9 protein-coding genes are annotated in these 12,609 nt (G+C 50.0%); 6 read left to right on the top strand and 3 right to left on the bottom strand.

The window, feature by feature from the left end; all coding sequences use genetic code 11:
• Positions 1–132: 132 nt before the first annotated feature.
• From Q0294_RS00825 to obgE, 3 genes are all read right to left on the bottom strand, one after another.
• Entirely contained in the window at positions 133–1,344 is a 1,212-nt protein-coding gene (locus Q0294_RS00825) for a hypothetical protein (RefSeq protein ID WP_299459734.1), read from the bottom strand.
• Between the two features lie 441 nt (positions 1,345–1,785).
• Positions 1,786–2,058: a hypothetical protein gene (locus Q0294_RS00820; protein ID WP_299459732.1), complete on the bottom strand. Its 273-nt coding sequence runs from the start codon at positions 2,056–2,058 to the stop codon at positions 1,786–1,788.
• Positions 2,055–3,056 (bottom strand): GTPase ObgE, encoded by a 1,002-nt coding sequence (gene obgE / locus Q0294_RS00815; protein ID WP_299459730.1) that lies wholly within the window; start codon positions 3,054–3,056, stop codon positions 2,055–2,057. Before obgE ends, Q0294_RS00820 begins: the two co-directional genes overlap by 4 nt.
• A 542-nt stretch (positions 3,057–3,598) precedes the next feature.
• Between obgE and Q0294_RS00810 the strand changes: the two genes are divergently transcribed.
• From Q0294_RS00810 to Q0294_RS00785, 6 genes are all read left to right on the top strand, one after another.
• A complete protein-coding gene (locus Q0294_RS00810) occupies positions 3,599–4,642 on the top strand; it encodes a KpsF/GutQ family sugar-phosphate isomerase (protein ID WP_299459728.1) in 1,044 nt (347 codons plus the stop codon).
• Positions 4,643–4,699: 57 nt separating this feature from the next.
• Positions 4,700–7,930 (top strand): hypothetical protein, encoded by a 3,231-nt coding sequence (locus Q0294_RS00805; RefSeq protein ID WP_299459725.1) that lies wholly within the window; start codon positions 4,700–4,702, stop codon positions 7,928–7,930.
• 113 nt (positions 7,931–8,043) lie between these two features.
• On the top strand, positions 8,044–9,675 hold the full coding sequence (locus tag Q0294_RS00800; RefSeq protein WP_299459722.1) for a DUF1570 domain-containing protein: 1,632 nt from the start codon (positions 8,044–8,046) through the stop codon (positions 9,673–9,675).
• Positions 9,676–9,977: 302 nt separating this feature from the next.
• Complete coding sequence (locus Q0294_RS00795; protein WP_299459719.1) at positions 9,978–10,940, top strand: DUF1559 domain-containing protein; 963 nt, start codon at positions 9,978–9,980, stop codon at positions 10,938–10,940.
• A 109-nt stretch (positions 10,941–11,049) separates the two neighbouring features.
• The gene (locus Q0294_RS00790; RefSeq protein ID WP_299459716.1) at positions 11,050–11,484 is read left to right on the top strand and encodes a carboxypeptidase-like regulatory domain-containing protein; all 435 of its coding nucleotides are present in this window, start codon (positions 11,050–11,052) and stop codon (positions 11,482–11,484) included.
• A gap of 391 nt (positions 11,485–11,875) precedes the next feature.
• A partial coding sequence (locus Q0294_RS00785) for a DUF1559 domain-containing protein (protein WP_299459713.1) occupies positions 11,876–12,609 on the top strand: 734 nt, incomplete at its 3' end.

Below are 12,609 nucleotides of genomic sequence, written 5' to 3'. Positions count from 1 at the left end.
ATCAAAACCGTTATCCGTTTCAACGACTCTGCGAACAGACGTTCTCTCTCGATGAAATCTCTGCTGCTTTTACGGAATCAGCGAATCGTCGTTCGTATCGCGTGGCCGTACTGCCGAACCAGAAACCCTGATTTAGAAATCAATTTCAGCCGACTGGCCCAGATCTATCCCGCCACCACCAGGATTTGCCGTTCGATTGTACCGGCTGGCGGGTTGCTGCTGTCCTCTGCTTTGTGAAGCGCGCCTGGGCTGAGCAGAAGCTTGAGCACTTTGCCCTCTTTCCTGCTTCAGTGAGTTTCGCGGCACTTGCTGCGATTCGGGTGCAACGGCCACTGTCGAATCATTCTGATTATCCGTTATCTGGCGACCGTTGAAGGAAACGCGCGACGCAATGGGGAGCGGACGTGACTTGCGACTGTCGCTGTCCTCCTGATTCAAACTGGCCATCTCGATTTGCTCGTCGATGGAAGCAGACTCAGGTAAAGACTCAGGCTCATTTTCGTCCTGGTCAGGACTCTGTGATCGAATCACGAAGTTTTTGTTCTCTGTCGCTGGTTGCTGTTTCGGCTCTGTCGCTGCCAGTTGCTGACCGGCGGGAAGATTCAATGCAGGGCTGCCGGCCAGAATCCAGCTACCCCAGCGTTGTTCCAGTTCTTCGACACTTTTGTATTTGTATAGTTTTGCGATGGCATCGTCCCAGCCATTTTTGTGAGCGTCTTCCAGAAACATCAGATAGCGTTTTTTGCCACCGGTCTGCAATAGAAAGTCTGCCAATGAATAACCTTCGGCATACAGCGTGAGTACCTGTTGCATTTCAGAAGGATATTCTGTCATCGCCAGCAGATTCCTGAGGGGAATTCGTTTGTTTGTTCCCATCACCTGCTCATTCAACAGCCTTTGACGTTTTTTCTCTGACTCGTGTTCGACAATGGTCGCAGCCCCTTCATCAGCCCAGCGGGGAAGCGGGCGACGAAAGTGGCAGGCAAAAATCGTGTGATTGACTTCGTGTGGTAAGACCGAATCCAGAATTCGTTCCAGCGTTCCCTGGATCTGCATGTCCCAGCCAAACACCTGACCACGGTCGAAGGAAAACGTGGTTGCTCCGCCGGCACCGTAATCACCGACTTTGACTTTGATGGGACAAGGGGAATACCATTTCGGCAATTCATGACCCAGCCAGGTAATGGCCAGTTCCTTGCGATAGATTTCGGCGGCATCACCAACCTGTTTGGCAATTTCCGGCGTAGGTGCATGAGTAATAAAATTCGGGGTTTTGTAAGAGGCTCCCAGAGATAAAAATGAAGCCAAAACCAGAATGAAAAAGCGACAGAGTTGAGCTTCCATGCCCTCTTGTTCCTTTTTGATGCAGCCGAAGATGCGGGTCTTCAGCTGACAAACTCTCAATTGATTGTAACGGGATAGTTTTGGGTCGATCACTCGAAATGGGGTTTTGAGATATGATCGCTGGGTGAACCTGAGGTTCGGTTACCTGAAACCATCGTCGGTGAATTCCATTCAGACGATTTGGGATAAGTGACAGGTAATGCCGCTTACCGCAAACATGAGACCAATGGCCCGAAAAAAGAAGAAGTGGTCTTGCCAGATCCGTTCAAGCGACCCGCTAAGCCACTTTATTTTATACACTTACAACACAACCACAAAAATGTTTGTAAGTTTGGCCGCCTCAAGGCAGGCGCAAAATGCTTTGTAGAAATTGCAAATGAGACCAGATAACGAACGGAAATGCAATTTTTACAAAAGAGACATCTGGTGGACAGAAATACGTCAAAAGCGAAGGCGGGCAAAGCCCCAGCCCAGCAGGAAACCGACCAGCATCAGAACTCCCAGTTCGGTGATGCGCTGGGTTTGACTCTGTGTTGTGTTGAAAAACGCCTGATAGGCAAAGCCCAGCACCATAAACAGTGCAGCGCCATATTTAGCAAAACGCACCCGGACTTCACGAGGAGTCGCATCAGAGTCGCCGGAGGCCTCACCGGTCGGGAGGGACTCTTGTCTGGAATCGTCTACCTCGGAATGCTGCTCATTCACGATTCTCAAGCCTCGACTTCCAGTTTTTGCAGCTCTTCAATAATCATCCAGACCAGTTTTTCCAGGTTTGATCCCGTGGCAGCGGAAATCTGCATCACCGGATGCCCCAGTTCTTCTTCCAGCAATTCCGTGATTATCTCGGCGTCGGGAAGTTCGCTTTTGGTGATCACAACGATTTCCGGCCGTTCCATGAGCGACTGATCATAGAGTCGCATCTCTTCCCGAATCTGACGGTAGTTCTGAATCGGATCGGTCTGATCCATGGGTGCAGGTTCTACCAGATGCACGAGGACCTTTGTCCGCTCTACGTGCTTGAGAAATTCATGGCCTAAGCCCACACCTGCATGTGCACCTTCAATCAAACCGGGAATATCAGCCATCACGAACTGATGATCAAAGCCGACGCGTACCAGTCCTAAATTAGGATATTTTGTGGTAAAGGGGTAGGCGGCGATTTCGGGATGCGCTTTGGAAAGCCGGCTCAAAAGGGTCGATTTGCCGGCATTGGGTTTCCCCACCAGTCCGACATCGGCAATCAACTTCAATTCGAGGGAAATATCCCGCAGTTCGCCCAGACCTCCCGGTTCATATTCACGCGGTGTCTGATGGGTGGCGGTCGCGAAATGACGATTGCCTCGGCCCCCTCTGCCTCCTTTGGCTATGATCACACGGTCACCGTTCTGTTTCATATCGCGTAACAGGTGCCCTCGCTTAGTGTCCAGCACCAGAGTGCCTGGCGGGACCATGATGATGGCATCCTGACCGCATCGTCCGGTCTTCAGACTGCTCTGACCGTGGCCGCCGCGTTCCGCGTTCCAATGTTTATGTCCAATGAGATGCGACAGGCTGCTGACGTTGTCATCGGCGAGTACGACCACGTCTCCCCCTTTGCCGCCATCTCCCCCATTCGGACCGCCGCGCGGGACGTGTGATTCCCGTCGAAAACTGGCACAACCATCTCCACCATCACCGGCTTTACAATAAATATCGACACGATCTAAAAACATAATTATCCGTCTACAATCACTTATCTATTCAGGACTGTGCTTAAATACCCCGTACTTTCAGGGGCTGATTTCAGAGAAACATTGATTCACCAAAAAAGCTCACGGAGTACACAAAGAAGACATTGTTCGTATCTTCTGTTCGATTCGGAGTTTAAGAAAAACCAATGGCTTTGAGTTTGACCTTTGTATTTGATTTGTGCAAAAACGCATCCTGCATTTTCCAGCATGACAAATCGAAGATCGTAGAAACGACCCTCTGTTACAAAGTTACCGCAGGAGTCTCTCATTGTAGATGTTCTCCTATAAAATACGAGTGCCGATTCGTGCTTTCTTCTACAATCCCGGCCATGAAATGCGAACGACAGCGATTATACTGCCAATCCCGGAAACAAACTTTGGGAATTCATTACCGATAAGCCATTTCAAGGCAGCCACTTACAGCCTTTTGGCCCTCCTGATTTCGGATTGACCCGTTTTGAGCATCCTTTTATACTCTCGCCCCCCTGAACATGCCCGCAAGGATGCGACAAAGGAATGGTGCGATGAGTTCCCTGCCTGTAAGGTCGGTAATTGAATTTTCCCAGTTTGACCAGTTACGCGATGCGCGTGAGATCATATTCAGCGAAGCCGACGCGCTGCGCCAGATGGGGCGCGCCCTGGGAACCGAACTCTGTGACGCCGTCGATTTAATACTCTCGCGCAAGGGAGCCGTCATTTTAACGGGCATGGGTAAAGCGGGACTCATCGCACAAAAAATCTGCGCCACCTTTTCTTCGACAGGCACGCGTTCTCATTTTCTACATCCGGCAGAAGCCATTCATGGAGATCTGGGCTGCCTGCACTCCGATGATATCATCCTGGCACTTTCCAACAGTGGCGAAACGGAAGAACTGCGCCGTCTGCTTCCGCTGCTGCAGAAAATGAAGCTTCCCATCATCGGCATCACGGCCCGCGAAACCAGCGCTCTCGGACGCGCTTCTCAGGTCGTGTTACGCTTAGGAGATTTAAAAGAAGCCGGCCCGCACCAGTTGGCACCATCAACGACAACAACTGCGATGCTGGCAATGGGGGATGCCTTATCTCTGGTGATCAGTAAAGCCCGCGGGTTTACGCCATTGGAATTTGCCACATTTCATCCTGGCGGGAGTCTGGGGCGGCGTCTGACCAAAATCAATGAAGTCATGCGTCCTCGAAAAGAAGTGCGTGTGACTTCAGAAAGCAGTTCGATCCGCGAAGCCTTTGTGCGACTGAGTTGCCCCGGCAGACGTAGCGGTGCCGTGATTATCGTGGATGATTCGGATCGGCTTACAGGTATCTTTACCGACAGTGATCTCGCCAGACTGCTTGAAGAGCGACGCGATGTACAACTGGATCGACCGATTTCCGAAGTCATGACGGCTCGGCCTATCACCATTCAGTCCGATGCTTCTCTGGAAGCAGCCGTGGAATTACTAAAATCGCGCAAACTCAGTGAATTGCCTGTTGTCGATCGCGAACATCATTTAGCAGGCTTGATTGATATTACCGATGTCATTGGCTGGCAGCCGCAACTTGAGCCCGTCAAAGCGAATCATTCAGCGGGGTAACCCGACTTTTCCTTTCTGCAAACCACATCTTTTTTTAGAAACGACCTCTCCCTTTCCATGACCGAAGCCATTCAGCATAACAGGAATGGATTATTCGATCGCCTGATAGCCAGCCGGCTGTTGTTGACCTGGTTCACAACAGTTTCACTGACCGGCGCGTATCTGGTGTATGCGCAGACGCTGCAGCATGTGATCAAGGAAAAAGTGATTCGCCGGGAATTTCCGGAAGAGGTCTTCACATCGCGGGCTTATGCTTCCGGAAGCAATGAGCAGGCCAAAACGTTTCTTCCTGAAAGTCCCTGGGCCGCCAATGCCCGTTATCAGTTTAAGGACGAAAACACCTACATTTATACGGAAAGCTGGGAACAGGAAGAGGAAAAAAAAGCAGCCCGTTTGAAACCGTTTGCGATGTTGATGTTCGATCCCAAAAAAGGGGAGTCCGTCGCGCCGTTTGCCCTGATGAGTGAAGAGGCGCTGGTACGCTTTGAACAGCCCTTTGGCATCAAACATACCGATCCCGGCCGGATGATTGCCGGCTCTCTGGAAGGCGTTGTAAAAATTACAGGCCCGAACGGACTGATCATTTATGGACGTAACTTCTTCTATGAAGAATCGTCGATGAATATCCGGAGCGACCATGAGGTGCAGTTTGCGTACGAAGATCATCGCGGCCGCGCACGGGGCATCGAAATGAAGCTGATTCCTTCCGCCACCAAAACGAAAGAACTCAAGCCGGCTGCCGATGGCATTCGTGAGATCGTATTACGGCGCGACGTGCTGATGATCCTGGCATTGAAAAAAAGCAAAGAGCCCTCCCAAGACGAAGCGTCCCGTTATGCCACGGTAAAAAGCACCGGCAGTTTTACCTTCAACCTGGAATCGAATCAGGGGACGTTTACTGAGAACGTGCGCGTGCATCATCCGACCAACCCTACACAGGCCGATACACTGGAATGCGATAATCTGCAGTTACAGTTTGTTCGCAAAGCAGAAACCATGGAAGGCGCAGCAGACAAACAGACGCCGTCCATACACAAATCTGATCATGCCAGCGGCAAACTGGCATTCCAGGAACTGATTGCCACCGGCAAGAACGTCACATTGATTTCCGAAGAAAAACAACTCTCCGGTTGGATGACACGGCTTTCTTACAACGAAGAAACCAAAACGATTGTCCTTACGGATGAACAACGGTCTGTCCGCATTTTACAGCAATCCTCAAGACTCCTGTGTCCTGAGATTACCATTCATCAGAATCAGAGCGGGCAACTGGAAACGATCATCTGCAAGGGAGCCGGCTGGATCAAACATGAGGATCCGAAAACAGGTCAGTTAACGCTGGCTGCCCAATGGGTCAAACAGATGAAAAAATCGATTGACCCGGAAACAAAACTGGAACTGGTAGAGCTGGAAGAACAATGCAAGGTCAGACAGCCGGCAGAGGGGTTTGAGCTGGATGCACAGAGCATTCGCCTGTGGCTGAAAGGGTCTCTCCCTTCAATCGAGAAAACCGATTCCATTCAACAGGGCTCCGGGCAGACTGAACTCAGCAACTCACAAAAGATGCAGAATAAACTCGACCCGTATAAAATGATCGCAGAACAGAACGTCGCCATTTCCAGCCCTCAACTCAGAGGAGAAACTAAACGGCTCGAAGTCTGGTTTGATCAAATCACAACACCGCAGTCGGCACCGAATGCCCCCCTCAGTGCGCAATCGGAACCACAGCAACCAGCGATCAAACAACCTGCCATCAAACAGGCGGCCTTTGCCGTTGATGATCCGGTCCCTGCAGGTCCTTTTTCGATTTCACCTGACAAGACAGCACCTTCCAGTGACAGTTCGCTATTGAATGCCCCGGAAGGACGGGCCACGCTTCCACCACGCAGCACACCTTTTGGTTCAACAGACAACCAGCCAGCGAAAGTTACTCCAGAACCGGTAATGGTGATCGCAGACCTGATCAAATTGCGTGTGAATAAAAATGCCCTCGGGAAAGCCGAAGTGGCAGAAGTCTGGACCGAAGGAAATGTTTCGGTCGAACAGTTTCACGGCAAACTGGAAAAACCGCTGTATATCACTGGCAATCAGTTGCACATCAAAAACAAAGGGGACAACGATCAGGTGCTGCATGTGATTGGCAGCCCTGCCAAAATTAATGAACGGGGTTTCCAGATTGAAGGCGAGAATATTTTTCTGTATCGCCTGGCGAATCGGGCCGAAGTGCAGGGAAAAGGATTGCTGCTGCTCCCGGTGCGTGGCGGAAAAAAATCGGCCGCCGGTCTGTTATCGGGCGCCGAGGGCATTACCAAAGACCACATGACGGAACCGACACAGAACGATCAACCGGATCAGGATAATGTTCTGGAAATCCACTGGGATCAGGAGATGATCTTTGACGGGCTGACTGCCAACTTCTTCGGCAAGGTCAGAACCAATATGGGTGACAACCGGCTGCGTTGTCAGGAAATGGATGTCATCCTGTCCGACCGAGTCTCCTTTACTGAAAAACAATCGGACAAAAAAGAAGAGAAACCCACCGTGCATTTCATTACCTGCCGGGATGGAGTGGAGGTCGAAAGTAACGAATATCTGGACAACCGATTGATTGGGATTCGCCGTGCCAGTTTCTGGCAGATGAATGTCGATCAGAAAACCGGCAACGCCGAAGCACGCGGACCCGGCTGGCTTGTGTTATGGAGGCGAGAAAATCCCGGCCAGCAGCCATCCCAGACCAAGGTCTCACAAGCCAATCTTCCTCAAAAGACCGACACCGACAGTTGGACTTACACCCGCATCGACTTTAACGGCAAAATGGCGGGAAATGTGGAGCAACACAGCACGACCTTCGATGATCGCGTCCAGATTACTTACGGCGGTGTGAAACGGCCTCTGGATAAAATTGATCCGGATAAATTGCCTCCCGGCGCCGGTTCGATGCGGAGCAACAGCCTGAAACTGATTCAACACGAAATCAACCATCAGAAAAAGAAATTCATTTCGATGCTGGCCAAAGGCAACGCGGAAGTGGAAGGGAATACACTCATCAAAAACAAAAGTACCCCGACAAGCCAGAAGTTTAGCGCGAGTGCAGATACGATCAGCTTTGATGAATCAAAAGATTTATACATGCTGCGTTCCTTTGGGAACCGCAAGGCAACCCTGCGCAGGGATTCTCAGGCTGGCAAGGACCCGAATCAGGGTGTCGTCGCGCAACAGATTGAGTTCTCTCCCACCCATGACCGCGTCACATTACACGGCGTAACCGGCTTACAGGGACTGCCCTGATCAAACTCTCGGCTAATTTATAGAATAATTCTTTTTTCCTCTGATGCTCTCGTCTACAATCGAAACAGGGAGTTTTCTTCCCGTACTGCTATTTCATAAGGAACACAGTCGTCATGTCTGTTCAGCACCGTCAACCTGTGCCATTCAAATACGGGTCAGCCAGCCCTGTAAAGAAACAGGTTGTTTGTACGGGCCGGCCGGGTGGACACTGTCGTCAGTTCCGAATACTGCTGACGGTCGTACTGATGATGCTGATGTCCAATCAGGCTTTCGCACAGAACTCACGCGCGCTGGAGATCTATCAGAAACAATACGTGGCTCTGCAGGCAGATTTTCAAGGCAAGCTGAAACAGTTGGCGCTGAGTTGTCAGCAGGATCAACAGTTTGATGGCGTTCAAGCGGTGGCCCAATTGTTGAAAGAACTGCAGGAGTTCGATCCACAAGCGAATTCATTACCGCGTTCGGTCCGACCCGAGATTCCTCTCAATCTGCCAGCCGCGGAACGCGCCTGGCGGTTGAAACTGCGCAACCTGCAGGAAGAACAGGCCAACGATCTGTTTGTGTTTTCCCGTAAAGTATTGCACGCCGGCTTTCCCAGTTATGCCTATGATCGAATTCTGGAGACGGCGTTTCACAATCCCGACCATCGGTCGGTCAGACTGATTCTGGGTTATGTTCGCAACGGCGATGAATGGGCAACCCCTTTTGAAAAGGAAATGCACGATCGCAAACAGCAATGGCACCCTGAATATGGCTGGTTGCCTGCCTCGCATATCACCCGCTATGAGAAAGGTGAGCGATATGTGAATGGTCGCTGGAAGTCGGCGGCGCAGGAAGCGGAAATCAGACGCGATTTCCGCAATGCCTGGGAAATCAAGACCGAGCATTTTCTGATTAAAACGAACCACAGTCTGGAAATGGGCGTGCAACTGGCAACGGAGATGGAAGATTTTTACCGCCAGTTCCATCAACTCTTTGTTGGATTTTTTAACACACCCGAGCAGCTGAATAAACTGTTTGAAGGAGCGCGAAACCCCTTTCAACGGCGCAACAACAATACTCAGCACGTGATGCATTATTACAGTACCCGCGAAGAGTATCTGCAGCGATTACAGAAAGAGATCCCGCAGATTGCATTGACGCACGGCATCTATCTGTTCGGCGATCGGATATCGCATTTTTATCATCGCCCCGATGCGGAAGGCGACCTGGGAACCCTGTATCACGAAGCCACCCACCAACTGTTTTATGAAACCGGCTTGATTCGCAAAAGCAGACAGGTGGGAGAAAAGAATCATTTCTGGGCCATCGAAGGGATCGCCTGCTACATGGAATCGTTTGAGAAAAAAGGCAACGTATTCCGTGCCGGCAACCCGAATCATATCCGCTTCAATGCCGCCCGTTATCGGCTCCTGGAAGACAATTATTATATCCCTCTCGAAACGTTCGCCGCAATGGGCCGCAACGCGTTTCAAAACAGCCCGAATATCAGCCCCAACTACAGTCAGGCATCGGGACTGTCGCATTTCTTCATGCACTTCAAAGGGGGGGAATACCGGGACGCCTTCATCAATCAGATGACGCAGCTTTACAGTTTGAACTCCCGCATCAGCAACAACGCGCAAACTCTGGAAGAGCTGACAGGAGTTTCCTACGCCGAACTGGATCGCCAGTATAAAACCTACTCGGCCACTCTGCAGAAAGCACTCGATGAACGCACATTGAGCCTGCAAACTAATAAGTAGGAAACTTTAAAAACATATTAGTCCGCAGTGTCGCAACCACCTGATCCATTCCTGACTGGTTGACACTCCACTGCCAGCCGGCAAAATCAACACGACCCCAACAGCCATCAATCTCTGGGCATCTCCCGCAGATCTACAGACTTGATCTCACCTGCATCAATGCATACTATAGACACAGAGTGATATTCCTCCCGACTAGAGACTGTTTTAAGCCTCATTCAATTTGAACGCCACTATTCAGCCTGCCTTGATCACTTACCTGTCTTTCTGATTTTTTATCTAAAATGAATATGGAATGCGCTATGAAATCATCAAAAACAATGTACACAAAAAGGGGCTTTACGCTCATCGAATTGCTGGTGGTCATTGCCATTATTGCGATTTTAATTGCACTACTTTTGCCCGCCGTCCAGCAGGCCCGAGAAGCGGCCCGTCGCAGCACGTGTAAAAACAACCTGAAACAAGTTGGTCTTGCTTTACACAATTATCATGAAACCCACAGTGTCTTCCCCCCCGGCGGCCTGGGATCTCATGGCCCTACTGCCTGGATCCATATCCTGCCTTTTGCCGATCAGGCAAACGTTTATAACCAGTTGGTTTTTGAAGGCACGTATTTCTGGTTTGGAGGCGCTTCGAGCGTTCTGAATTCACCAGGCATCAATAATACGAAACCCGCCTATATGCTTTGTCCTTCCAGCGCGCTGGCAAACTCCTTCAGTACGACCACAGGCAGCACCACTACGAACGTCCTGATCCCTTCTTATATTCTGATTTCCGGCGCAACCGGCATCGATCAGATTCAGGACGATACCTATTCAAAAGGCGGATTCAGTGCCAAAGGAATCCGGTCCAATGGAGGCTCATTTACCTTCCGCAAATCGTTCCGCATCCGTGATTTTCTGGACGGCATGTCCAATGTAGCCATGGTGGGAGAGCAATCAGGCTGGGGAGTGAATGGGAGTGGGGCGCAGGCTGATATTCGGTCAGCCTATGCCAACGGCGCCTGGATGGGCCCCAATACACCCATCGATCATGATCCCCGCTGTTATAATACGACGACACTCCGCTATCCGATCGGTACAAGAAACACTGGCACCGGAATCTGCAACGACTGCTGTAATAATCCGATTCAATCTCAGCACGTTGGCGGGGCACATATGCTGCTGGGAGATGGTGCAGTGAGATACGTCTCAGCCAGTGCTGACATAAATACCATTCGCCACCTTTGCTGCCGTGCGGATGGCAATGTACTTGGCGAATTTTAATTCGCATTGATCACGACTGAAAAATCCATTTTCCCAATGTGGTGTTCTCGAAATTGAGGACACCACATCTTTTTTCATATTGAAGACAAATCCTACCTGGAACGAAAAAATGAAACAGATCTTCGCGAAAGTCCTCTTTCCGCTAATGCTCGTGAGCGCATTTTTATTACCGGGTTGCAACGGTGCAAAATCAGAGCATGGCCCGACCGGCGCTTTGTCGGGAAAAGTCACCTACAAGGGAGAGCCTGTCAAAGAAGGCACCGTTCAATTCAATAACCCCGATAAAGGATTTGGCGGCCAGGCCATAATCCAGGAAGATGGCACTTATGTCGTTACCAACAATACGGGAGGGCTGGTTACCGGAACTTATCAGGTGAGTGTTGTCCCGCCGATGATTGAAAAATCGTTTGGTCCCGATACACCTCCCTCCGAAGTCCCGAAAGAAATGGCCAACATTCCCAAAAAATTTCACTTTCCCAATACCAGCGGCTTGAGTGTGGAAATCAAGACCGGTGAAAACACGTTCGATATCGACATGCAATAATGCTGAAACAGGTCTGTCCCTCCACCGATTCCTTGAACGAAACCGGGACAGGCACACCCTCCATGTTCTGTATTCCAGCTTACCCAGTCTCTTCAGACGTATGGCCTGATTAACGGGTCCTGAAGCAAGTCTCCGGTCTAATCTCAGCAATATTTTCAGCGGGAATCGGGTTTTTATACCCATTATCAATCAGGTGTATTGTTCGAAGATCTTTACCAATAGCACTTTCTAATACCTGCTGTTACTTTTATTTATTAACAAATTCTCTTGATTTTCATATTTCACGCCAGGTACAATAAAGGCCATTCACTTCAATTTCATCTCAACTTAATGTCTAACTCTTATTAATAAACTAACTCTTATCCATTTCTATTTCTAAGGAGGCACACTTATGAAATCTGAACTCAGGAGTGGTTCGAAGCGAGGTTTCACCCTCATCGAACTGCTGGTCGTGATCGCGATTATCGCCATCTTAATTGCCTTGTTATTACCGGCGGTACAACAGGCCCGTGAAGCAGCCCGGCGTTCCACCTGCAAGAATAATTTAAAGCAGCATGGACTGGCCTTGCACAATTACCATGATACGCATCGCATCCTTCCTCCAGGTGATATTAACGCGGGTGGTTATGAATGCGCCTGGTTAGGAACTGCAGAAACACGTAACCATACCCTGCAATTATTTATGCTCCCGTTCCTTGATCAGGCGAATATTTACAATCAGATCAATTTTTCACTGGCAACCGGATTAAGTAATGGTAATGGTGCCTGCACCGGTCCCACTGGGGGAATTCAGACTACAGCGACTTCACATTCGATCCCGGTCTTCGAATGCCCCAGCGACTCTTACTCGCATGGTCCTCAAACTTACACCTCAAATACCGCCTATTCCACTAACAAAGATTATCGTACGAGCTACACTGCAATCTATATCACTTATGGTGCGGCTGTCTCATACGAAGCTTCGACAGGTGTCAAAACAGCCTTTGGTCGCAATGGTGCCGCCAGATTACGAGACTTCAGCGATGGTTCCAGCAATACGATGGTCATGATGGAAACTCCCATGGAAAAAGACTCGTATATTCGTGGACCTTTCTGGGCGACCTTTGTTGCGACCAGTGCGATCAT

The sequence above is a fragment of the uncultured Gimesia sp. genome (genome assembly GCF_937919775.1).
GTDB lineage: Bacteria > Planctomycetota > Planctomycetia > Planctomycetales > Planctomycetaceae > Gimesia.
This window is presented reverse-complemented; position numbering and strand designations above follow the sequence as displayed.